The sequence below is a fragment of the Prevotella heparinolytica genome, from assembly GCF_002998535.1.
GTDB lineage: Bacteria > Bacteroidota > Bacteroidia > Bacteroidales > Bacteroidaceae > Bacteroides > Bacteroides heparinolyticus.
In genome coordinates, this window is sequence record NZ_CP027234.1 from 308,867 (window position 1) to 333,178 (window position 24,312).

Consider the following 24,312-nt stretch of genomic DNA (forward strand, 5'->3'; position numbering starts at 1 on the left):
AAGCGACCGTGTGTAGCGTAATTGCGCCCGGTTGCTTTTAAGCAATCTTGTGCATGGCCGGCGCAACGCCTCTATAATGACTGCGGTCGCCTCTCTATAGAGGTGCGCATATCGTCTCTATAGAGGCAGTGATGATGTCTCTATAGAGGCATTGGCAACGTCTCTATAGAGACAAAACCGCCACCTCTATAGAGGCGTGGCACACACCGATAAATACTGTATGTAAAACCAAATAACCCGCTTATTATAAGCGATATACAAATATCTTTTTTATTAACCATTTTAAAACAACAGGAGAATAAGCCATGAGTGTGAACTACAAACTCGTACAAAGGAAGAACCCTTTGAAAAAAGATGAACCCGCCAAATGGTATGCCACGCCCAACAGTGCAAAGCCCTTGGCGCAGAAAGCCCTGACCCGTGCCGCCACGGCAAACACCACCACGGCGCCCATCGAACTGGAATCGGCCATGGAGCTGCTGGCGGCCTTCATCCCGCAACAGCTCAAGCAGGGCCACACGGTGAACGTGCCCGGCATGGGCACCTTCCGCCTCACCTTCAAGAGCGAGGGTGTGGAAGACATCAACAAGTTCAACGCCGGGCAGATGATAAAGTCGCCCCGCATCGTCTTCACCCCCGCCAAGGAGCTGAAAGAGGGGGTTCTGCAAGGCCTCAGCTTCGAGAATGGCGGCGTGCTGGAAGCCGGCATCAACTACGCTTCGCTGGCCGACTACCGCAAAGCCAAAGGACTGCCGACACCTGCACCGGGCGGCAGTGGCAGTAGCAGCGGCTCAAGCTCGGGCGGAGGCAGTACGCCCGGAGGGCAAGGGGAGAACCCGTTAGGATAAAAACGAGCGGTGAGCGATTAACGGTTAGTGTTTAGTGGTTGCGCTGTAGCAGTGCCAATCACTGACCGCTAATCACTTACCGCTCATCACTCGCCACTAAACACTCACCACTCATCGTTAACCGCTAAACACTAACCCTTAAACACTACCCCTCCCATGACCCCTTATCGAATCAGCAAAAGAATGCAGGAAGCGGCGGAGTTCCGCAAGAGTTGCCTTATAAACATCGACATGAGGAGAGAGGCGTTCACGGCCTACGACCGCTCGGCTCTGATATTGCACGCCATATACCCTCAACTGTCGTTGCGCCACGTGACCGGCGAAGACGGAATGACACGGCCGATGGTGACGGACATTCCGCAGAAAATCATACTCGAGGTGTGCCGCAGGTACAGGCTGGTGGAATCTGCGGTAAAATCCATGTCGGATTTATTATATATATGATGTCCGATAGGTGGGGGTAGTACATAGGATTGACCTTAGACTGTGTATGGGCAAGTCCTTTATGGTATGAGCGGCAGTTGCAGCTCTTGTCCTTTCTTCAGTGTGTACCCCTTCTGATAAACCTGCACTTTCAGCGTCTCGCCTGCCGTGAGCAGGATGCGTATCTCCTTGCCTATGCGCAGGTGCAGCGTACGTCCCCGGTAGTTGACTTTGAAAGAATAGCTGTTCCACTTCTGCGGCACGACAGGCGAGAAACTCAACATATCGCTCTGTACCTGCATGCCTGCAAAACCCCGTACGATGGCGAGCCATGCGCCCGGCATACTGGTGATGTGCAGGCCTTGGTGGGCTTCGTTGTTATAGTCGTCCAAGTCGAGCCGTGTGGCATGTACGAAGAGCCGGTAGGCCTTTTCCACTTCGCCGATGCGGGCGGCGAGGGTAGCATGGATGTGCGGTGACAGCGAGGATTCGTGCACCGTCATGGGTTCGTAGAACTCGAAGTTGCGGCGTACGGTCTGCGTATCGAAATTGAAGTAATAGAGATAAAGCCCGAGCAACACATCGCTTTGCTTGATGTAGCAGGAGCGCAGGATGCGGTCCCACGACCAGTGCTGATTGATGGGACGCTCTTCGGCAGGGATGCTGTCGGCACTCTCAAGCACCTTGTCCATATAACCGTCGTTCTGGACGAAGATGCCCCGTTCCGCATCTTCCGGCAGATACATCTGTTCGATGATTTCTTTCCAGCGCTTGCTCTCTTCGGCCCGGTCGAACCGGGTGGTGCGGCAGATGTGGGCATACCGCTCGGGATATTCCCGCTCGATGATTTCCAGAAAGCGGAGGGTCATCCTGAGGCATTGTATGCAGGAGTAGTTGGTGTACCAGTTGTTGTTCACGTTGTTCTCATATTCGTCCGGCCCGGTGACACCCAGAATGACGTACTTCTGCTTCGGTTGCGAGAAAGACACCCGTTGGCTCCAGAAGCGGCTGACGGCAATCATCACTTCCAGGCCGTAGCAGGCGATGTAGTCCATCGAGCCGGTCAGCATGGCGTGCTGGGCAATGGTGTAGACGATGATGTTGTTGCGGTGTATCTCCTCGAAAGTTATTTCCCACTCGCTGTGGCACTCTTCGCCGTTGTTGGTCACTTGCGGAAAAAGTGCGGCTCCATCCTTGAAGCCCAGTTTGCGGGCATTGTCTATGGCTTTGGACAGGTGGTTGTAGCGGTAAATCAGCAGGTTCTTCGTAATCTCCTTGGGGGTGGAGAGCAGGAAGAAAGGCACGCAGCACAACTCGGTGTTCCAATAAGTGTTTCCGCCGTACTTCTCGCCCGTGAAACCTTTGGGGCCGATGTTCAGGCGCGGGTCGTCTCCGCGGTAGGTCTGGTGCAGCTGGAAGATGTTGTAGCGGATGCCTTGCTGCACTTCCGGGTCGCCTTCGATGGAGACGTCCGTTTCGTCCCAGATGCTTTGCCAAGCTTGCTTATGCTCGTCGAGCAGGGCATCCCAGCCCATCTGCCCGGCTTTGCGGGCTTGGGTCACGGAGGTGTCTACCAGTTCGCTCCGTTCGTTGTAGAGCGAGGAACTGATAGCGGTGTATTTGATGAGCGTCACGCGGTCGCCGGGTTTTACGTCGGCACCCAGACTGAAGCCCGTCTGCCTCTCCTTTTCTATGCGTATGGGTATGGCCACGGCCTCCTTGCCGTTCTTGAAGAGCCGGTAGGTCATGGCATAGCACACCTGCGCGTCTTCCCGCCGGGTCTGGGTCCAGAGGTAGGCACAATCGCCGGCAAAGCCGGACCGCAGGATGTTCCATATTTTAATGTCAGGGTGGTCGGCGTCGTCCACAATGCCGGCATCGAGTATGGGCACGAGCGAGATTCTTCCGGCGTAGTTGACGGACGAAACGCTGTATTTGATGAGGCTGAGTTCGGGACGAGCCATGTTGGCGATGTGCTCCACATGGATGCGGAGCTTGTTCCCTTGTGGGGAGGTGACCTCCATGTCGCGATAGGAAATGCCCTCCTTCATGTCGAGGCGGCGGGTGAAGCTGTCCACATCCCATACGGCTGCGTCCAGCTCTTCGTTGATGAGGCGCAGGTTGATGCGGCTCCAGTCGGCTGCTTTGGGAATGCGGGTGTAGTAGTGGGGGAATCCGTTCTTCCACCATTCCACGCGAGTTTTGTCTAAAAAAGTGACGCCTGCCACGAATGAAGCACGATAACTGTCGCTGCCGTAGGGCTCTTCAAAATATCCCCGTTGCCCGAACCGCCCGTTGCCAAGACTGAATATGCTTTCAGACATCCGTTGACGGTCGGGGTGGAAGCCCTCTTCGATGATGTTCCATTCATCGGTTTTGAGATATTTCTTCATCGCTGTGTGTTTTCTAAGGTTATCGCCGTAAAGATAAACAATATGCGGTAATCAAAGAAGAAAAAAGCGGACGAAATTTGAAACGGGGGAGGCCGGGTGCCGGAAGAGCACCGGGGAAGGCGTCGTTCTTCGGTGTCGAACGATGCGTTCCCCGGTGTGGAACGGGGTGTTTCTCGGTGTCGGGCAACATCCCCGTGCGGAAGCGTTTCTGAGGCCGATTGTCAGCCTGCTTTCTCTGTTTCCGCTTCTTTGATTAAATATACACAAAAGGCGCCGATGATCAGCATCATGCCTGCCATCACCAACATGTTGATTTCGGGAGGCAGCGCCCCTTCGGGGGTGAACAAGGCGAGGATGCTTCCACCCAGAGCGGCTGCCACAATCTGCGGGATGCAGATGGTGCCGTTGAACAGTCCGAGATAAGTGCCCATATGTCCGCCGCTCAGTGCGTTGGTCAGGATAGTGAACGGCAATGCCAGCATGGCGGCCCATGCGCAACCTATGAGCAAGAAAGAGACGAAGAGCAGATAGGGATGGTGCATGAAGTAGGTGGATATGAAACCTATACCGCCCAGCACGAGGCTGAGGGAGTAGATGAAGCGGCGGTCTTTGAACATCGGGATGCAGATGGCCCAAAGCACGGAGCCGATGGCCTGCACGGCAAAGAGCACGCCCACCCAGTTGGCGGCTTCCTGATATTGCAGGCTCTTGGTGTCGAGAATCACTTTGCTCACACCGTCCACCAGATGCGATACGGTCGGTGCATCAAAGGCATTGGCCGCCACGCTTCCGTTGGTATAAGTCCACATGAACATGAATGCAAACCAGCAGAAGAACTGAACCAGCCCCACCGTCCAGAAGGTTTTCGGAGCTTTGGCAAGGAGTTTCAGCATGTTCGTCTTCTCATGCTCTTCCTTTTCGCTGATGCCGTGATACTCGGCATATTCGGCAGGCGGCATCTCCTTTACCTTGACCGTGGTGTAGATGACACAGAATATCAGGATGGCTGCTCCGATGTAGAAGGAGTAAATCACGGAGTCGGGCACCACCCCTTCGGGCGCCGTGTTGCTGATGCCTATCCATGCGAAGATGAACGGGAACAGGAAACCTACCAGACTGCCGGCGTTGCATAGGAAACTCTGGATGGAGTAGGCCAGTCCTTTCTGCTTTTCGTTCACCATGTCGCCCACCATCATCTTGAAGGGTTGCATGGCCATGTTGATGGAAGTGTCGAGAAACATCAGCGACACCAGCCCGAATATCATGGCCGTGCTTGCCACCATGCCGAAACTGCCGGCATTGGGCAGCAGACACATCACCAATACGGCTATCAGGGAGCCGATGAACAGATATGGAATGCGACGGCCGAAGCGTGTCCATGTCTTGTCGCTGGCCGCCCCTACAATGGGTTGCACAACGATGCCTGCCAACGGCGGTAATATCCAGAAATAGCTGAGGTTGTGAGGGTCGGCCCCCAATGTGGAGAAGATGCGGCTGATGTTTGCACTCTGCAAGGCATACGCTATTTGTACGCCGAAAAAACCGAAGCTGATGTTCCACAGCTTCCAGAAACTTAAATCAGGTTTTACTTTCATGGTTATTATTATGGTATTAGTTTTATTTCGTTGTCCCCCTCACCACTAAATTGGTGCGTACTATCTTGTTGCTGTTTTTCTCCGTTTTTCCCTCCAGCTTCTCATACAGAATGCCGAAAGCGCTTTTCCCCACTTCTTCGCCGCGCTGCTCTACGGTGGTCAGCTTGGGGTCGGTGCTCTGCGCGATGGCTCCATCGGTGAATCCGCAGATGGAGACTTCGTCGGGAACCTTCAATCCCACCAATTTGCAGGCATAGAGTATGCCCGATGCCGTTTCGTCGTTGATGGCAAAGAAGCCGTCAGGACGTTTGGGACTTTCCAGCAAGTCGGGAGTGATGGCGATGGCGCGTTCGCGCGTGTCGCATAGCAGTGTCATGCTGTCGTTCACCGGAATTTTGTACTTCTTCATGGCATCCAGATAGCCGTTACGCCGGTTCTTGGTGATTTCCAGATGGGGCGAGGCTCCGTAGAACAGGATGCGTTTGCATCCGGTCTGTATCATGTATTCCACTGCGGCAAACGAGCCGGCATAGTCGTCCACCACTACTCGTTCGGTTTTCAGTTCCGTGCAGATGCGGTCGTAGAAGATGATGGGAATGTCATTATTGAGCAACTCCTGATAATGATCGTAACGGGAAGTGCCTTTGGCAAGCGAAGCGACGACCCCGCAGACGCGGGCGGCGAGGAAGGAGTGGACAATTTTCACCTCCTGCTCGTACGACTCGCTGCTTTGTGCCACTATGATGTTATAGCCGGCTTCCGTCGCCGCTTTTTCTATCCCGCTCAACACACAGGAGAAAAAGTGATGCACTAATTGCGGAACAATCACCCCGATGGTGTTGCTCCGGCTGGAGCGCAAGTTCACGGCCAGTACGTTCGGCTTGTAGTTGTGCTCGCGTGCATAGGCATGGATAAGGTCACGCGTTTCTTGGCTGATGTCCGGATTGTCTTTCAGTGCCCTCGACACTGTAGAAGGAGAGACGTTCAAGGCTCGGGCAATATCCTTGATGGTTATCTGCGGTTTATTCATGAGTATGATTTTTGAGCAAAGGTAATAAAATAGGGATAGGTTACAAGCAGGACAAGTCCGTCTTTTACCAACTCCATTGCAAAAATAACTGAATGAGAGCGAACGGTGAACTTACATGAAGTTATATCGGACTGTAAGTTTATGCAAACGATTGCGTTTCTTGCTTTGGCTTCCGTCCTAACGGTTAATCATCGGGAATCGTTGATGGAATTGTATGCTGTTTTTCGAGATAACATTTATCTTTGCAGCAAACATTATGACTAAACTTTTATGCCCGCAATCTGTTTGGTGGATAGAGTGCCTTTTTCTACTTTTGTCACCCGAACAACAAACAAAAACATAGTTTATCATGGATTACATTAAAACTTTCTTCTCTTTTCTTTTTGCCGCCTATTCGCTGACAGCTTGCGGCAACAATAACGACAATTCCGTTCCCGCTCCCGAACCGAAGCCGGAGACACCGGTAATTTCGGGGTTCACCAAAGGAGCAGACATTGGGTGGGTCACCGAATATGAGTTCAAAGGATACAACTTTTATAATGCCAAAGGCGAGAAACGCGAATGCACGGCTCTGATGAAGGAGCTTGGTATCGATGCCATCCGCATCCGTGTGTGGGTAGACCCAAGCGCGCACGGCAATTGGTGTAATGTCGATGATGTGGTGGTGAAGGCTCGAAGAGCCAAAGCGTTAGGCATGGATGTGATGATAGATTTCCATTACAGCGATTGGTGGGCCGATCCCGCCCAGCAGAACAAGCCTGCATCGTGGGTAGGCAAGAATCTGGCAGATTTGAAAGATGTCCTCAGAGAGCATACGGTGAATGTGCTTCGGGCATTGAAAAATGCCGGCGTAACCCCCAAGTGGGTGCAGGTGGGCAACGAAATCCGTCCCGGCATGTTGTGGGATAAAGACAAGGCTTTGAGCGGCGCTTCTTATAATGTGGAAGAACGCCACCTGAAGGATGTACCCGCCAATGCTTCTTCTAAAGTGGTGTATCCTGTGAATTGGGCAAATCTGGGAGCTTTCATTACGACTGGGTATGATGCCGTGAAGTCGGTTTTTGCCGATGCCATTGTCATTGTCCATCTGGACAACGGATGGGACAGCGGCCTATTCAACTGGTTCTTCGACGAACTGAAAAAGAACGGGGGCAAGTGGGATATGATAGGCATGTCGCTCTATCCTTACTGGTCGCGCATGGAGAAGCCGGGCTATAAGGCCGACGACGTCATCACCGACTGCATTAAGAATATCAATGGCCTGGGCACAAAATATAATTGCGACGTCATGGTGGTAGAGACCGGTGTGGAATGTGCCGATGATCAAGGCAAACTGGCAAGTGCTGCGGTTTTGGCCGAGGGCAAGCGGCAGTTGGCCCGTATCTTGAAAGAGTGCAGGGAAAACACGAACGGACGTTGCAAAGGAGTATTCTATTGGGAACCGGAGTGCAAGCCGAGTCAATATAGATTGGGCGCTTTTACCGAAGACGGCCGCCCCACGATGATTATGGATGCCTTTGGCGAAAGCAATTGATCATAGTGCGCATTCTTGCATCGGAATGAAGCAGACTATTACGATTATCCGAAACTTATCCTCTTAAAAGGCCGGCGTTTGTGTCTGACAGAACATGCCTCGTTATCCGAACTGCTTCCGCAAGCGATGGAAACAGTCCGGATAAAGGCTGTCTGTCCAATCGTAACCGTTTGCCGGGTAAGAGAACTGTCTTCGGGGCGGACTTATATGCATTCGCTCCTGATGTCTGTCGGATACGAAAGAGTCGTTTTGCATTTTCTTCTTTTTGCCTATTGTGTGTAAGATAAAGAAGACAAAAATGTGGATAGCAGCTTCTTGAAAGCTTGTTGCCTACGCGCAATCGTTTGCACCGTTGAAATTGCATATTTAAGACTTTTCTTATTCTTTGTTAAATGAATATCGGATATTTTTGTCTCGTCATGCTATGGATACTTTGAAAAACTTCCTTGGCGGATACCCTTGAATGAGATTTTACATTTAGAGAAATATATAGGTAATTTATATTGTTAACTTTAATTTATTAAGTGCATGAAGCAAGTTAATCTTAGAATCTGTCGAACGATTCTTCCCCTATTCTTAGGGTTATTCTTGTCTATTGGCGTTTATGCGCAGAACATCACCGTGAAAGGGCATGTGAAAGATGCCATGGGTAGTGTGATAGGCGCTAATGTCGTGGAAAAAGGTAATACCTCAAATGGTACAATTACCGACCTTGATGGTAATTTCACGTTGAGTGTGCGCAAAGGTGCCACACTGATAGTTTCTTTTATCGGATACAAATCTCAGGAAGTAGCTGCTGCCGAAAACTTGGTAGTGACTTTGCAGGACGATGCGGAGCTGCTGAGTGAGGTGGTGGTTATCGGTTACGGTCGTGCCAAAAAGAATGACTTAACCGGTTCGGTGACGGCAATTAAACCGGATGAGATGAACAAGGGTTTGCAAGTAAGCGCACAAGATATGATTACCGGTAAAATTGCCGGTGTAAATGTGCAGAATAATGGTGGTGAGCCGGGAGGTGGCGCATCGATCCGTATTCGTGGCGGGTCATCATTGAATGCCAGTAACGACCCTTTGATTGTTATTGATGGTTTGGCCATGGATAACTACGGAATGCAAGGCATGTCGAATCCTTTGAATCTTGTGAATCCCAATGATATTGAAAGTTTCACTGTGCTGAAAGATGCTTCTGCTACTGCCATTTATGGTAGCCGTGCTTCTAATGGTGTGATTATTATCACAACCAAGAAAGGCCGCAAAAACATGAAACCGACTGTTGCATATAATGGAAATGTTTCGGTTAGTGTTGTGACCGATAAATTGAATGTGCTGAATGCAAGTGAGTTCATGGACTTTATTAAAAGAAAGAGTGGATTGGATGGTGCTGATTGGGAAAACAGCGACTATTACAAGACTATGGGATATTGGAGCGCATATAATGCCGACGGCACGCCTGCTGCCGGAGCACAACATCTTTTTGCTGATACGGATTGGCAAGATGAAATCTATCGTACGGCAATTTCTACCGACCATAACCTTACATTGACCGGCGCTTATAAAAACCTGCCTTATCGTGTGTCTTTGGGCTATACCAATCAGCAGGGTATTCTTCGTACTTCCGACTTTGAACGCTTCACAGCCAGCGTGAGCTTGAATCCAACTTTCTTTCAAGAACATCTGACAGTAAACTTTAATGCCAAGGGTATGTACTCTAAGACAACTTATGCCAACACCGGAGCCATCGGTGCTGCCAGTGAAATGGACCCTACCAAGCCAGTGTACATCAATAGCGAGTTCTTCAATAAGAATTTTGGCGGATATTTCCAATACAGTTCGCCCGTAGACCGTAACGATGATGAATGGAAATACTCCATCCATTCTTTGGCGGCTAAAAACCCGATGTCTTTGCTGAACACGGTTTCTGATCAAGGTAAAGGAAAGGAACTGACCGGAAACCTTGAACTCGACTATAAGATTCATGGCCTTGAAGACCTCCATTTGCACATGAATGCCGGTATGGACTTGAAGAGCGGTAAGAGCGATAAATTCTACAGCCGCTATAACTATGACAACTATTATTATGGCAGTCAGGGATGGAATACCCAAGATACTTATAACCTGTCGCTGAACATGTATGCCCAATACATCAAAGAGTTTGGGAAAAATCATCGCTTTGACGTAATGGGTGGTTATGAGTGGCAACATTTCCATAAGGAAACAGACTATTATTATTATGGAACTTATCCGAGTACGAACAAAGAACATCCGGGTGAAATCAAAGATCCGTCAGAAAATACTTTGTATAAGACAGAGAATTATCTGGTGTCTTTCTTCGGCCGTCTGAATTATTCTTTGTTGGATCGCTATTTATTGACCGTAACATTGCGTAACGATGGTTCTTCACGTTTCCACAAAGATGGTCGTTGGGGGCTCTTCCCATCAGTGGCAGCCGCATGGAAGATCAAAGAAGAATCTTTCCTTCGCGACTCTGAGACTATATCCGATTTGAAAATTCGCCTCGGTTGGGGTAAGACAGGACAACAGGAAGGTATTGGCGACTATACTTATTTCGCTTCATATACCACGAACGGATTAGGTGCATACTATCCCATTCTGGGCAAGGGTGTGACCTATCGTCCCGATGCTTATAATGCTGCACTTACGTGGGAGAAGACCACTACCTACAATGCCGGCATCGACTTGAACCTTCTCAACGATCGTTTTACGGCCAGCGTTGATTATTACTATCGCAAGACCACCGACCTTATCAACACCGTGGCTGTAGCTGCCGGTTCGAACTTCAAGAATAAGGTGACGAGTAATATCGGAGAGTTGCATAATCAAGGAGTGGAACTTTCGCTTACATATCGTCCCATCCAAACTAAAGACTGGCGCTGGGAACTTGGTTACAACATCACTTATAACGATAATGAAATAGACAAGTTGCTGGCCAGTGATGACTCCAATTACAAAATCCTTCATGGCGGACTTGCTGTAGGTGATTCCGGTTCGGATGGTATCAAGGCTTGGGCTGTGGGTAGACCGGTATCTGCTTTCTATACTTATCAGCAGGTGTATGACAATAACGGACAACCCATTGAAGGACAATTTGTGGATAGAAATGGCGATGGAACCATCAACTCTGCCGACCGTTACTTCTACAAGAAGGCCGATGCTGATGTGATGATGGGTATGACTTCCAAAGTCCTTTATAAGAATTGGGACTTCAGCTTCTCGCTCCGTGCAAGTCTTGGTAATTATGCTTATAACGGAGTGGAAGCCGGTCGCTCGAATATCTCTGTAGAACGTTTGTTCAATGGAAACACATGGCACAACGTTACTTATATGACCATAGCCAAGGATTGGAACTATATCTCTACCGAGAGTGCTTTGTCGGATTATTTCATTCAGAATGCTTCGTTCTTGAAGTGCGATAACATCACTTTGGGATATAGCTTTGATAAACTGTTTGGAATGAAAATCAGTGGACGTACTTACTTTACTGCTCAAAATATTTTTACCATTTCCAAGTATAAAGGAATTGACCCGGAAATCAATGGAGGGTATGATGGCAACATTTATCCTCGTCCGTTCACCGGAGTATTTGGGGTAAGTCTTAATTTCTAAAACATAATATAGAAGAACATGAAAACAAGAATATTGAAATCGATGATACCTGCTGCCGCACTTGCGCTGGCATTGAACTTCTCTTCTTGTGTGGGCGATCTGGATGTTACGCCGATCAATCCGCAACAGACGATGGAGTTTGACAATGATGCAGTTTTCAACAAAATTTATGCAAGTTTCAGCCTGACAGGACAGTCGGGACCCAACGGCAATGGTGATATAGATGATGTGGATGAAGGACGCTCGGGCATGTTCCGTTCACAGTGGTATCTAAATGAATTTACAACCGATGAGGCTCACTGGGTTTGGGCTACCGATGCCGGTATTCCGGAATTGCTCCATAACTCTTGGGGAGAAAGCTGCGTGTTCTCGGCAGCTCTTTACTATCGTCTTTATTTCACGATTACGCTTTGTAATTTCTATTTGAGCCAAAACGGTAATGCTGCTGACCAAGAGTTGCGTAATGCCGAGGTGCGTTTTATCCGTGCATATAACTATGCACTTGTGATGGACCTGTATGGCAGTGCCGCTTTTACCGAAAGCGTATCTGCTGAAAAGGCTGATAGATATACAAGAGAACAGTTCTTCGAATATGTAGAGAAAGAACTGAAAGAATGTGCCGACTTGATGGCTGAACCGGGAAAGAATACTTATGGGCGTGCCGACCGTGTGGCTGCATGGAATCTTCTGGCACGTATTTATCTGAATGCGGAAGTGTATACAAATATCGCTCGCTGGGATGAAGCCATGACTTATGCTGAAAAAGTCATTAATAATGGCTATTACAAGTTGAATAAGACAGGTGCAACGAACTCGGTGACCGGTGAAGAATATACAGCTTATCAGATGTTGTTCTTAGCAGACAACAATCGCAATGGCGCACAGTATGAGAACCTGTTGGTAGGTCTGACTGATGGAGAGGTTACCAAGAGCTATGAAGGTACAAATTTCCTCATTCAAGCTTCTTATTCAAATAAGGTGTCAACAGATGCCTATGCTCCTTCGGGTGCTAATAACAGTTGGGGGAAATGTATTCGTTTGCGTAAGCAATTGATTGATAAATTCTTTGCGAATAAACCCGCTGATGCAGCTACATTGAAGGATATGACTACTGCTGCTGGTGATGACAGAGCCTTGTTCTTTAACAAAGGGATAGATATATCTGTAACAGATGAAGGCACGGATGAAAATGTGGGATATAGCAGCGTGAAGTTCCGTAATGTGAATTCTGATGGAAGCAGTAATGCCGTTATTGAATATGTAAACACCGACCTGCCTGTGATGCGTATTGCCGAGGCTTACCTGACGTATGCGGAAGCAGAGATTCGCAAGAACGGAGCGGTGGGCAACAGTGCTGCCAAAGCTAAATTGGACGAATTGCGTGCACGCGCCAATGCTGCTGCAAAAGGCACTTATACACTGGATGATGTTTGTGATGAGTGGAGCCGTGAGTTTTGGCTTGAAGGACGTCGCCGTGTTGATCTTATCCGCTTCGGAAAGTTCGCCGGACAGTCTGCTTACAAGTGGGAATGGATGGGAGGAGTGTACGAGGGCAATCAATTCCCCGCGCACATGAATGTGTTCCCTTTACCGGTGAATGAAATCTCGAACAACGCAAATCTGAAACAGAATCCTAATTATTAAACTCTAAAGGAGAACACAGAATCATGAAAAAATATATTATAACATCTTTGTTGGCCGGTGTAGCTCTGATGGGCTTTACATCGTGCGAGGATGATAGGGACTCTAACCCTACGCTTGTAGTGCCCGATACTTTCGTGTTGAACATTCCGGCATTGGCTGGCAATGTATATGATTTGGAGAGGGGCGAGAACATCGAACTTACTTGTAAGCAACCGGAATTTGGATATACGGCGGCTGTGAGCTACTATACCCAGCTTTCGTTGACTGATGAGTGGAAAAATGAGGTGGATGAAAAAGGTGAGGTAGTGGGCTTGCCGAAATTCGTACAGTTGGAAAGCTATAGCACAAAGGCTAAATTCAATGTCAATGCTAAGGATTTCAACAAGGCTCTTATGAAGCTGGGAGGATATACAACAGAAGGAGAACTGCCAGAGGAATTGAATGTATATGTGCGCCTCAATGGGATGTTGAGTTCAGGACAGAATACTTATTCCAATCACATCACACTGAAAGTGAAACCATTCTTTCAAGCATTGGTTGCTGCCGATCCTGAATTGTGGTATCTCATAGGTGCTTGTATAGGCGACGGCTCTTGGGGATCGGAAATCGGTGTTGCTGTTTATCCGATGTCTCCGGTGGAAGGTGCCAAGTTTGATGAAGTGACAGGTAAAGGTCCTCTTACTTACACAGGCTATTTCACTCCCGAATCGGGCTTCAAGATTGTGCGTGTGCCCGGGCAGTGGGCAGAGCAGTGGGGAGGAGTAGATAATGATATTACTCAGCCGCGTATGAAAGATGATAGCGGTGAAGGAGCGGACTTTAAAGTTCCTTCAGCAGGCTATTATAGAATAGATTTGGATACTTATAAGAATGCATTGACCTTTACGGCTCTTGATAAAGCCCCGGCCGAATATCAGCAGATGATGATTGCCGGAGAATTCACTAATTGGGGAGATGGTGCTGTGAAGATGAATCCGGTGGATACGTATGCAGGTGCTCGTCCTCATGTTTGGATGTACGATTTGAATCTCAATGAGAATTCTGTGATGAAATTCTTGGTGGATAGTAGTTGGAATCCTAATTGGGGTGATACTAAGTTCCCGTTTGGCTGGGGTGTTGGCGGTGGTTCCAATATTCCTGTGGCAGCCGGAAACTACCGGGTTGTCTTTAATGATATTACAGGTTATTATCATTTCTATAAAAAATAATGTCGAACGATTAAAACTTGATTGGTATGAAAAAATCATTACTATATGGCATGGCGCTTACAACTGTCTTATTTGGCAGTTGTAAGGGGGATTACGACGATTGGGCGGCTCCTCAAGGATATGATGCTGAAGAGGCCAAGAATATTAGTTTGACTGTTACTCCTACGGCTTCTTTTAATATGGAAGAGGTTACAGCTGAAACCGTTCAGCTCTTCACTTCCTCCGTCAATGCTCCCGAAGGGGCGAAAGTTACGGCTTACGAAGCTATCTTGAGCAAAGTGGACGAGAATGGAGCTACTCCGGTAAAGACAGTCTTGGCAACTGATGCTTCGGGCAATGTGTCTGTACGCGAATTGGTAAACACGGTGGAAAGCTATTATGGAAAGAATCCGATTGAACGGAAACTGGCTTTGGTCGTTTCGGCTGTTATCAACCTGAATGGACAGGCTTTCCGGGTAAACTCCGATAAAGTGGAAACGAAAGTGACGCTTGTGAAACCGGATATTTCCGAAGCTTATTATCTGATTGGCGATATGATTGAATGGAAGGAGGCATTGAAGATGAAATTCTCTCATAGCGACGTGAATGTTTATGATGATCCTGTATTTACTATTTCGTTTACTACTAAAGCAGATAACCAGTATTGGAAAATTATTCCGCAAAAGAATATTGATGCCGGTAGTTTTTGGGCCAATCCGGGTGTAGTAGGTGTAAAAGTGGATGGAGATGACGCCTTGAGCGGACAGCTTATAAACGAGGGTGCAGGTGCAGGAAAAATAGCAAAAGCCGGAAAGTACACTATGACCATTAATATGTTGGACTATACTTATGAGATAAAGGTGGCACCAACCGAACTTTATATGACCGGTAGCGCCTTCGGCAATTGGCAAAAATGGCATCAATTGATACCCGTACATAGTCATGAGGACAACTATTGGACCATTATTTATTGCAATGCCGGTGATGAGTTTAAGTTTTCCGCTGCCGCTGAATGGAACGGGACGGATTTTGGCGCTTCGGCTCCTATGAATGATCAGGCCGATGCCGGACTGGCAGACCAAGGCGGTAATGTAAAGGTAGCTAATGCCGGGTGGTATCTGATTCATGTGCTCAATGGTGAAAGCAGAGCGATCAACGTGTATAAACCGAATGTTTATCTTATTGGTGATACCGCTGGTGAATGGAGCGTAGCTGACAGTCACAAGTTTGAAATACCCACAGCAGCTGACGGGGTGTTCGTCTCGCCCGCGTTTGCCAAAGACGCTGAACTTCGCATGTGTGTTAGCATCGAGGGTTTTGATTGGTGGCAAACAGAGTTTATCATCCTTAATGGTAAGATTGAATATCGAGGTACAGGCTCTGATCAGACCAGAGTTCCAGTAGCTATAGGTAAGAAGGCTTATCTGAACTTCTCTACTGGTGTCGGAGAAATAAAATAATCTTTATTTGAAAGAACAAAAAGCGAGTGGTCACAATTCATGAGACCACTCGCTTTTGCTATATAGATTGAAAAAGGTAAGAATAAGGATGAGACAAATAGTTCTTATAATATTTTCAGTACGATTACATGCTTTATAATTTCATGAAACACCTTCGGCTACGATAATAGTCCCAAGAAGAGGGACGTTGTAACAAAATTTCCAAACCAAGTCATGTTTCTTAGCCAACCATCAGGATATAATCTCCTACCCCCGCCAGAACCCCTTCTGACAAGGGTATGGATCAGTATAGGACTGATGCTACATCAGTATAGGAGTGAGAAAAGACAACGCTGTTTTCTTTCTCAAAAAGGAAAAGAACAAAGACTTTTTTGTAAAGATATTCTCCTGTTCCTTTATCAACACATCAGCAGGAATCAGGGGGCAACCGGTTTGTTCAATTGCTTCATTCCTCGAGATTGGCTGATAATAATTTCATGAAGAGATCGGGCATGCGTTATAATTATTCCGCCAACGTACCGGCAAGGTACTACCGGCAATGAGAGAACTCAGCCGTTTTACAGCAAGATAAATCTTCTTCGAATCAGGAACGATGATTACTTTCTGATGCTTATAATGCACCCGAACGAACCCGGCTCAATGTCTCAGGGGTCATTAGCAGGTAGGATGCTATATGCAACAGGGGTGCCCGCTTGACGACTTCCGGCTGATTGGCCATGAGACGGTTATAACGTTCGCGTGCCGTTTCAAACCGCCATGAATCAGCTTTTACTTGCGAAGTAATCAGAGATTTCTCCAGAATCTTTCGATAGAACATATTTACCTCCCACGACATCTCGGTGAGCATCAATAGCTTGTTATATGGGAGCAAATACACTATACTCGGTTCCAGGGCTTCGATCATAAGGCGGGTAGGCTCTTGTTTCAAGGTGCTCTCTATGCAAATAATGATACAGCCTTCGTAAGAAAAGTGCTCGGTGAGATCTTTCCCGTTCTTGTAGTAGAATTGGCGTAACATACCCTTCCCTACAATGACAATATTGTGGCTGATTTGACCTTCTTTGAGAAGGATTTCTCCTTTTTCTGCTTCCTTGCGGATAAGGATTCCTTCTATTAATTTTCTGCCTTCAGGTGTCATCCCCGGATAATGGGAGCTGACAGTGGCATTCACCGTTTCTTTCAATAATGCGTCCATAAACCCTGAATCTGTTCGTTCGGGCACAAAGATAGGACTTTTGGTTTTAAACAGGTGCTAAAGATTGATAAAACAGGTGCTATACAAAGTTTTTGCTAAGCCATTTCATGCTATACCAGCGACGCACAAAGATAAATCCTCGAATATTCTCATCCAACAAGAAAGCTATCCACATGCCATGGATGCCCCAGCCAAGGAAAATGCCGAAGAAATAGCCTACGCCGACAGCAACACTCCATTGCATCACTAAGCCCACATAGAAAGGATAGTTGACGTCACCTGCTGCGCGGAGGGCATTTGTGGCAAAGATATTGATAGGCCGTCCTATTTCAAGAACGATGTCTATAAAGAGGATGACTACTCCCATGCGAATGATTTCGGGATTAGAGGTGAGCCACCCGAAGATGGCATGTCCGAAAAGGGCAAGGATACCGGATAAGAGAACCGTAATCATAACGGCTTTTTTCATGACATATTTTCCCATGAGAAAGGCGGCGCGAGGTTTCTTCTCGCCGATAAGGTGTCCGATGCAGATGGCTCCTCCTTGTGCCATGGAGATACTGAACAGGTAGGCAAACATGATAATGTTGACACAGTAGGTACGGGTAGCCAGCGCTTCTACCCCCAATATGTTGATGAAATAAGTAATGACCACTTGCGATGAACTGTATGATAGCTGCTCTCCGGCAGAAGGAAGTCCCACCTTTAGCAGATTCTTCAGTTCAGTCCATGGGAAGGGACGGAAGTAGGCCATAGGGAAACGAGGGATATGCTTGCGAAACAGAATGACGAACAAAATAATCATGGAGACTCCCCGGCTGAAGGCAGTAGATATGGCTGCTCCCTCTACACCTAATTCAGGAAAACCGAAGCGTCCGAAGATAAGGGAATAGTTGCCTACGATGTTGAAGATATTGACAACCACGGTTACCATCATCGGATAAACGGCTTTGTTGGCACTGCGCAATGAAGCGGAGAGGGTGAGGGATAATGCTTGAAAGAAAGCGAAGGTGCCTACGATGCGCATATAGTCCATGCCATCCTGCATCAATGTAGAAGTGAGCCCCATCAAATGAAGAATGGGACGGGCACAGAAGTATAAAATCAGGCTGATGGTGATGCCGATCACAAAGTTCATCAAGATGGAGATACCTACCACTTGTACCACATTTTTTTGTAGTTTCGCACCGAGGTATTGGGAACACAGTACCGAGGTTCCGAGATTGATGACCTCGAAAACGAGGAAGGTGAGCATGATGATTTGGTTGACGACACCTACAGCTGCCACACTATTGTCCGAATATCGGCTCAGCATAAAGGTGTCTACAGCACCAAGCATCATGATGAGAAGCGTTTCTATAAAAATGGGAGCCGTCAGTTTGGTAAGTCTTTTCTTTAAATTTTCCTGTTGTATCATTATCGCTGTATATATGTCTCTGAAAAAACGTGCAAAGATAAGGAAACAGAAAATAGGAAAAATTGATATGTGTCATTTTCTGCGGTTTTATGGTTTTGAGAGTTAACATGTTACTTCTTGCTGAGAGAAAACAATGAAAAAATATGTAGGAAAGATTTGCAAAGTCCAAAAGTTTCCTCTACATTTGCACCGCATTTAACAAGAATGTTGGTTACAAAAAGGAAGTTTGGGTGAGTGGCTGAAACCACCAGTTTGCTAAACTGACGTACGGGTAACCGTACCGGGGGTTCGAATCCCCCAGCTTCCGCACCAAAAGGTGGGTTCATCTAACGGTTAGGATACATGCCTCTCACGCATGGCATACGAGTTCGATTCTCGTACCCACTACATTTTAGAAGAATGCACTCTTAGCTCAGTTGGTAGAGCAACTGACTCTTAATCAGTGGGTCCAGGGTTCGAGTCCCTGAGGGTGTACAAGTCACGAAAAAGGATGAGTTGAAAATACTCATCCTTTTTTTATTGCTTCTATGGAGGACGCTCGGAGAATAAATTTTCGGAATGTCCGTCAAATTGGAGGGGGATGTGCTCACGGACTTGCTGAGTCGCTTTGTCTTATACTTGGAGAGACAACCGGGCAAGATAATCATAATGATTACCTTCTTTGATAAGTTCTGCTTTGAAACCATTTTCCGCAGAATAGAGGCTAAGTGTTTGAAAATCTATATATAGCCAGTCGAATGAATCTCCTTTGATGTTTTTATATTGCATTTGGAAGTCGATTTCACCATAATAATTACCGGCAAGGTCAATAAGGATGCTTCCGTCTTCTTCTTCGAATAGGTAGCTGAGGTCGCTGGAATCCATTAGAATGCAGCCTTCGGGGCGAAGTAGCAATTTCATTTTCCGAAAAAACTCAGGTAGATTCTCTAACTTTCCAATAATGCCGGAGCCATTCATTAACATCAGGATCGTATCGTATGAATCAATGAACCGCTCGTCAAACAGGTTGGTTAGCGCCACATTATTTACTCCCCGTTGACGCATTGTTTCCACAGAGAGTGGGGAAATGTCAATGGCGTAAACCTCTTTACCGGCTTTTTGTAGGGCAAGACTGTGACAACCACTGCCTGCTCCCACATCCAGAATCTTGCCTGTTGCCATTTTTAGAGCTGCGCGTTCTAACAATGACATTTGCTTTTCCGAACGAAAGAGCTCTTTGACGGGAATTTCATCTTCGTCGAATAACGAAGAGAATACTCGCAGACAATCGGCTTTGCCATATTTGAAGTAGTCGGATATAGCAGCTCCCATCGGATCTTGGTCGGCACACAAAAGATTGCTGTTTATCATTTCTTGTGTCTGTTAGCGCGTTTACGACGAATTTCCGCTTTCATTTTGGCCGAGGCTGAACCATGTTGTCCTGTAATGTAGGTCTTCTTCTTGGCTTTGGTCTTTACTTTATTCTCTTCTTTGGGTTTCTCCTTTTTGCCTTTAAAGACAATACCACCCATCATTGCTTCTTCTATGCTCACGATGTTTGTTGTTTTTTTATGGGTTTATTGTGAAGAAAGTAGTGTCAAAGATGCTTGGAGCGCTGTCTTAGTATTTGACACCACCTTTCTCGAAATCTGTTATTTGGCAGGAAGCACCTCAATCCAATAATCGTCTGGGTCGTTAATGAAGTAGAGTCCCATTGCTGTGTTTTCGAAACATACCCATCCGTTCTCTTTGTGATACTGGTGTATGGCTTCGTAATCACCGGCTATACGAATGCAAAGATGGCTCTCGTTCTCTCCTAACTCATAGGTTTGCGGATGTTCGTTCAAACAAGTCAATTCAAGCAGGAATCCGGTGCTACCATCGGTCAGATAGACCAAGGTGAAAGAACCGTCGGAGGCTTCCTTTCTGTGATGCTCTTTTAGACCTAAGGCTTTCTCGTAGAATGCGATACTACGCTCTAGGTTGGTAACGTTGATATTAAAATGGTCGAATTTGCTTTTAATTTCCATTATTCATTCGGATTAATATTGATAGGTTATTTGACCATTGCTTTTATGATTTCTCCCACATAGGTGCGTGGCATGCCTTCCATAGCAGCAGGTGAGGGGAGTTTCTTGCATTCCAGTATCAGCGTAGGCTCTGTATGTCCTATTGGATAGAAGCGGATGATGTAATTTTCTGCTTTTTCCATTTGTTCATATGGCTGGTCGGACGACAGAATACTGAAAACAACCGGTTTCCCGTTGACTTTACCCAGTGATCCACCGGAGTTGGCAGTCATCATTGTTACGTTGAATGGATCATCTCCAATCACTATAACCAGTTTTCCGTTTCCTGTTTGAATGGCGTCAGAAGATAGATCTTGAGGAGGTACTTGTTTGTATCCTGCAACTGCAACCGTTGTTTGTGTTTGCTCTGTAGAGGTAACTCTGGTTGCTTGAGTAGCATCTGCTATAACTTGTTTTTTAGGAGTAATCACTATTGGGCCTGAGTTGGTAACAGCTTTTTGTTCTTCTTTTTTCTCTTCGGTCAAGTTTTGCGTTGTAGAAGCACTGAGCGCCTCGGCCATTTCTTGAGCGAAGCTGTCTGCAAAGTCCACGGTTTTTCTGCGCCATTTGGCAAGGCCGCGTATCAATTTAGTCTTTGCTTTGTTCAGGGCATATTTGTCAGTGACCCATTCTTCTGCTGTGTACTTTTCTTTCCCTTCGCGATAACTGAATCGGATTTTCTCTATTTTGAGCATACTTTTTTCCGGTTGGCAGTTCACGGTCAGTTGATAGGATACTTTGGTGCGATCGAGAGACAGAGCGCTTGAGCTGAATATGATCCATTCTTCTCCGCTACCCACGATCTGTCCTTTGGCCTTATCTGTGAAAACGATGCGGCTGTTGTTCCTGTTTTTCTTCAGTCGTTTGTCCATCCATTGGGATGTTCGTTCATAGATTTCGTCTTGTGACATACCGGGAATACTGAACTCTTTGGAAAATACCACCTTACCATCCATTTCGGGAACGGCACCGGCCAAATATTTGCTGTCATCTCTGTTTTGTGCATGCAACAGAGTAGGTAGACAAAAGCAAAACAATAAGAAAAGAAGATGTGTCAATTTTTTCATAATAAAATATATCTCTTTAATTTAACAGTCAATCTCAAAGCATTCTCCCGGATGAGAGATGGAGAGGAAACGACACCCTTTGCTTTCGGCAAAAGATTTAAAGGCATTGCCGCCTTGATAATCATTGCCAAAATGCATGGGTACAAATATAGTGGTTTTTATTCGTTCCACGAACTGTTCGGCACCGCGCATATAATCTTTTCCCATGCGATTGTCTACCGGAAACATAGATACATCTACTTTCGGTGCTATTTGTTGAAGGTCTCTTATTTCAGCCAGAAAATCACCTTCGGCTTTTCGTATTTCCTGCGGAGTGGACTCTTCGCTCCAATGCCAGTTATTTAAATCGCCGGCATGAAAGATTTGTTTCCCTTGTAATTTTATCAGGAAAGAGATGCCTATATCGGTAGAACCGAATGCTCGTATGCTGATATATTCGTCTTCGTAGATGCCTCCTTTGTTGATAAAAACTGCATCTTCGGGTTTGGCGAGACGATGTCTCATAATGTCTTTGGAGAAAATATAACGAATGTCCGGGCGCAAGGACTTCCATGAAAGTACTTCGCGATTGAAATGGTCGGAGTGGCGGTGCGAGCAAAGCACATAGAGGATGCCTGCTTTTTTCAAGAGTCGGTTGCGTACGATGCTTTCGCCTGAAAGCTCTTCCAAGCCATCCTTGTAATAGTCGATAATGACTGTTACTTCGTCTGATTCGATTGCGAATCCGCTGTGATAAATGTAATATAATCTCATTTTTTTTGAGGGGCTACATGGTTACTGTATTTTCCAGCGGTTTGTTATTTATGAAATCTTTGATGTTCTGTAGGGTTGTCAAAGCGATGTTTGCCAACGCTTCGCGCGTAAAGAATGCTTGATGCGAGGTGACGATGACATTGTTGAACGATAGTAGGCGTGCCAGCGTATCATCATCGATGATCTTGTCAGATTGGTCTTCGTAAAAATATTCATTTTCTTCTTCATACACATCGAGGCCGGCAGAACCTATTTTTTTATTTTTCAGTCCTTCTATCAGGGCATTAGTGTGAATCAATTGCCCGCGTCCGGTGTTGATGATCATCACCCCATCTTTCATCTTACTTATGGAGTAATCATTGATGAGGTATTTGGTCTGTTCGGTCAGCGGACAATGTAGGGAAATGATATCCGAGTTACGATAAAGTTCATCCAGAGTGGTATATACCACCTGATGCTCTCGTGCGAAGTTATGGTCGGGATAAAGGTCGTAGGCTAGGATATTTACACCAAAACCACGCAAGATGCATATCAGCTTCTTTGCTATTTTTCCGGTACCGATGATACCTGCTGTCTTGCCATACATGTCGAATCCCAACAGGCCGTGGAGTGAAAAGTTTCCATCGCGTGTGCGCCAAGTGGCACGTGGAATTTTGCGATTCAAAGACAACATCAAGGCCACAGTGTATTCAGCCACTGCATAGGGAGAGTAGGCGGGAACATGCACTACAGTGATGCCGTAGTGTGCTGCAGCTTTCAAATCTACATTGTTATATCCGGCGCAACGCAATGCCAGTAGTTTTACGCCGTTGTCTGCTATCAGTCGGATAACCTCGGCATCAGCCGTGTCGTTTACAAAGATACAAACAGCATCTACTCCTTGTGTTAGTATGGCATTGTGCTTGTTAAGATGTCCTTTGTAGTAGCGGAGTTCGAAAGCATACTCTTTGTTTTTCTCATTGAAAGAAACTTCGTCATAGGGCTGAGTGCCAAAAAAAGCAATTGTATAAGTCTTATTATTCATCTATTTATCCATTTTAAGTGTTGTCTGCATTCAAAATAACAAAGTAATAACAAAAAATGGAATAAAAAGATTCTAAATGATAAAAAGAAAAGGGAGAAAAGTTTTTCTGTTAGAAGTGATTTAAACTAATTGATCAAATGATAAACAGCGTACTAATAGCTAAAATTGTTATATTATGGGTGAGTAAACTCATTCATAACAACATCCCCATGTACGCTGTGTTGGACAAAGATACAATAAAAAGTGAAATATTGCCTCATTTATGTGTGGGCAAACGTGGTTTCGTAACTCAAAGTAGTCTTGTTGAAATCGTAAATGCTATTCTTTATAAACTGAAAACAGGGTGTCAGTGGAAATATTTACCTGTAGATTCCCTGTTCAGTGACAAGGTTCTGACCTATGGTGGGGTATTCCATCATTATAACAAATGGAGTAAAAAAGGTGAATGGAAGTCTCTTTGGCTTCATCTTTTGAATAAGCACCGTACAAAGTTTGATATGTCAAGTGTAGACCTTGACGGAAGTCATACGGTAGCTATGTGTGGTGGAGAGGAGGTTGGTTATCAGGGTAGAAAAAAGCGCAAGACAACCAACGCTCTTTATATTACAGACCGGCAAGGCATACCGGTTATCATGTCTTCGCCTAAAAGCGGCGAACATCATGATACTCATGACATAAAAAACGTAATCCGCTCCATGATGCATGACCTTGGGATTGCAAAAGTCAGAACAGATGGTCTTTTCTTGAATGCGGATGCCGGATTTGACTGTAAAGCTCTTCGAAGTGTACTTGGCTGTCATGGAGTAGTCTCCAATATCTGCATCAATAAAAGAAACGGGACTCCCAATAATACCGTTGTGGACGAACTGTTGTATGCTGAACGTTATGCCATTGAGAGGACCAATGCATGGATGGACAGTTACAGGACTATTTTAAATCGATTTGAAACAACGGTTAGGAATTGGGAATCATGGAACTATATTGCATTTATGGTAATTCTGCTAAGGAAATATTTGAGAAAAAGAAAAGTTTAAATCACTTCTTATTATAAATTGGTATCTTTGACCCAT

The 24,312-nt window shown here is 46.3% G+C and carries 19 protein-coding genes and 3 tRNA genes; 11 read left to right on the forward strand and 11 right to left on the reverse strand.

Features of this window, described 5'->3' with window-relative positions; genetic code table 11:
* Positions 1-305: 305 nt before the first annotated feature.
* Together C3V43_RS01200 and C3V43_RS01205 are read left to right on the forward strand one after the other, a co-directional pair.
* The gene (locus C3V43_RS01200) at positions 306-848 is read left to right on the forward strand and encodes an HU family DNA-binding protein (RefSeq protein WP_106068255.1); all 543 of its coding nucleotides are present in this window, start codon (positions 306-308) and stop codon (positions 846-848) included.
* Positions 849-1,004: 156 nt separating this feature from the next.
* Positions 1,005-1,292: a hypothetical protein gene (locus tag C3V43_RS01205; RefSeq protein ID WP_129588721.1), complete on the forward strand. Its 288-nt coding sequence runs from the start codon at positions 1,005-1,007 to the stop codon at positions 1,290-1,292.
* A gap of 59 nt (positions 1,293-1,351) precedes the next feature.
* Here C3V43_RS01205 and C3V43_RS01210 read toward each other — a convergent pair whose 3' ends face one another.
* The 3 genes from C3V43_RS01210 to C3V43_RS01220 all read right to left on the reverse strand — a co-directional run bounded on the left by C3V43_RS01210 (position 1,352) and on the right by C3V43_RS01220 (position 6,289).
* The gene (locus C3V43_RS01210; protein WP_106068257.1) at positions 1,352-3,664 is read right to left on the reverse strand and encodes a family 65 glycosyl hydrolase domain-containing protein; all 2,313 of its coding nucleotides are present in this window, start codon (positions 3,662-3,664) and stop codon (positions 1,352-1,354) included.
* A gap of 221 nt (positions 3,665-3,885) precedes the next feature.
* Entirely contained in the window at positions 3,886-5,259 is a 1,374-nt protein-coding gene (locus C3V43_RS01215; protein ID WP_106068258.1) for an MFS transporter, read from the reverse strand.
* A gap of 22 nt (positions 5,260-5,281) precedes the next feature.
* The gene (locus C3V43_RS01220) at positions 5,282-6,289 is read right to left on the reverse strand and encodes a LacI family DNA-binding transcriptional regulator (protein ID WP_106068259.1); all 1,008 of its coding nucleotides are present in this window, start codon (positions 6,287-6,289) and stop codon (positions 5,282-5,284) included.
* Positions 6,290-6,638: 349 nt separating this feature from the next.
* On the opposite strand from C3V43_RS01220, the gene C3V43_RS01225 reads away from it, so the two are divergent.
* The 5 genes from C3V43_RS01225 (at position 6,639) to C3V43_RS01245 (ending at position 15,738) form a co-directional block, all read left to right on the forward strand.
* On the forward strand, positions 6,639-7,823 hold the full coding sequence (locus tag C3V43_RS01225) for a glycoside hydrolase family 53 protein (RefSeq protein WP_106068260.1): 1,185 nt from the start codon (positions 6,639-6,641) through the stop codon (positions 7,821-7,823).
* Positions 7,824-8,351: 528 nt separating this feature from the next.
* A complete protein-coding gene (locus C3V43_RS01230; protein ID WP_106068261.1) occupies positions 8,352-11,447 on the forward strand; it encodes a SusC/RagA family TonB-linked outer membrane protein in 3,096 nt (1,031 codons plus the stop codon).
* A gap of 18 nt (positions 11,448-11,465) precedes the next feature.
* The gene (locus C3V43_RS01235; RefSeq protein WP_106068262.1) at positions 11,466-13,091 is read left to right on the forward strand and encodes a RagB/SusD family nutrient uptake outer membrane protein; all 1,626 of its coding nucleotides are present in this window, start codon (positions 11,466-11,468) and stop codon (positions 13,089-13,091) included.
* Between the two features lie 23 nt (positions 13,092-13,114).
* Positions 13,115-14,299, forward strand: a complete 1,185-nt coding sequence (locus C3V43_RS01240) for a SusE domain-containing protein (RefSeq protein WP_106068263.1) — start codon at positions 13,115-13,117, stop codon at positions 14,297-14,299.
* A gap of 26 nt (positions 14,300-14,325) precedes the next feature.
* Positions 14,326-15,738 carry an Outer membrane protein SusF domain-containing protein gene (locus tag C3V43_RS01245; protein WP_129588722.1) on the forward strand — a complete coding sequence of 471 codons (1,413 nt, stop codon included), beginning with the start codon at positions 14,326-14,328 and terminating at the stop codon, positions 15,736-15,738.
* Between the two features lie 610 nt (positions 15,739-16,348).
* Here the strand turns inward: C3V43_RS01245 and C3V43_RS01250 are convergent.
* Together C3V43_RS01250 and C3V43_RS01255 are read right to left on the reverse strand one after the other, a co-directional pair.
* Entirely contained in the window at positions 16,349-16,933 is a 585-nt protein-coding gene (locus tag C3V43_RS01250; protein ID WP_106068265.1) for a Crp/Fnr family transcriptional regulator, read from the reverse strand.
* Between the two features lie 79 nt (positions 16,934-17,012).
* On the reverse strand, positions 17,013-18,350 hold the full coding sequence (locus C3V43_RS01255; protein ID WP_106068266.1) for an MATE family efflux transporter: 1,338 nt from the start codon (positions 18,348-18,350) through the stop codon (positions 17,013-17,015).
* A 220-nt stretch (positions 18,351-18,570) separates the two neighbouring features.
* On the opposite strand from C3V43_RS01255, the gene C3V43_RS01260 reads away from it, so the two are divergent.
* From C3V43_RS01260 to C3V43_RS01270, 3 genes are all read left to right on the forward strand, one after another.
* Positions 18,571-18,657, forward strand: a tRNA-Ser gene (locus C3V43_RS01260).
* A gap of 8 nt (positions 18,658-18,665) precedes the next feature.
* Positions 18,666-18,737: transfer RNA gene (locus C3V43_RS01265), tRNA-Glu, on the forward strand.
* 14 nt (positions 18,738-18,751) lie between these two features.
* Positions 18,752-18,824 (forward strand) — tRNA-Lys (locus C3V43_RS01270).
* Positions 18,825-18,962: 138 nt separating this feature from the next.
* On the opposite strand, the gene C3V43_RS01275 is transcribed toward C3V43_RS01270, so the two are convergent.
* The 6 genes from C3V43_RS01275 to C3V43_RS01300 form a co-directional block, all read right to left on the reverse strand.
* Positions 18,963-19,700: a class I SAM-dependent methyltransferase gene (locus tag C3V43_RS01275; RefSeq protein ID WP_106068267.1), complete on the reverse strand. Its 738-nt coding sequence runs from the start codon at positions 19,698-19,700 to the stop codon at positions 18,963-18,965.
* Positions 19,697-19,882, reverse strand: coding sequence for a hypothetical protein (locus C3V43_RS01280; protein WP_106068268.1), 186 nt, complete (start codon positions 19,880-19,882; stop codon positions 19,697-19,699). The genes C3V43_RS01275 and C3V43_RS01280 overlap by 4 nt, the downstream gene beginning before the upstream one ends.
* Before the next feature lie 99 nt (positions 19,883-19,981).
* Positions 19,982-20,359: a VOC family protein gene (locus tag C3V43_RS01285; protein WP_106068269.1), complete on the reverse strand. Its 378-nt coding sequence runs from the start codon at positions 20,357-20,359 to the stop codon at positions 19,982-19,984.
* A 26-nt stretch (positions 20,360-20,385) separates the two neighbouring features.
* A complete protein-coding gene (locus tag C3V43_RS01290) occupies positions 20,386-21,465 on the reverse strand; it encodes a DUF4468 domain-containing protein (protein WP_106068270.1) in 1,080 nt (359 codons plus the stop codon).
* A 21-nt stretch (positions 21,466-21,486) separates the two neighbouring features.
* Positions 21,487-22,218 (reverse strand): MBL fold metallo-hydrolase, encoded by a 732-nt coding sequence (locus tag C3V43_RS01295; protein WP_106068271.1) that lies wholly within the window; start codon positions 22,216-22,218, stop codon positions 21,487-21,489.
* Positions 22,219-22,231: 13 nt separating this feature from the next.
* Positions 22,232-23,242 carry a 2-hydroxyacid dehydrogenase gene (locus C3V43_RS01300; RefSeq protein ID WP_106068272.1) on the reverse strand — a complete coding sequence of 337 codons (1,011 nt, stop codon included), beginning with the start codon at positions 23,240-23,242 and terminating at the stop codon, positions 22,232-22,234.
* A gap of 137 nt (positions 23,243-23,379) precedes the next feature.
* Here C3V43_RS01300 and C3V43_RS01305 point away from each other — a divergent pair, with 137 nt between their 5' ends.
* A complete protein-coding gene (locus tag C3V43_RS01305; protein WP_106068273.1) occupies positions 23,380-24,276 on the forward strand; it encodes an IS5 family transposase in 897 nt (298 codons plus the stop codon).
* Positions 24,277-24,312: the final 36 nt, after the last annotated feature.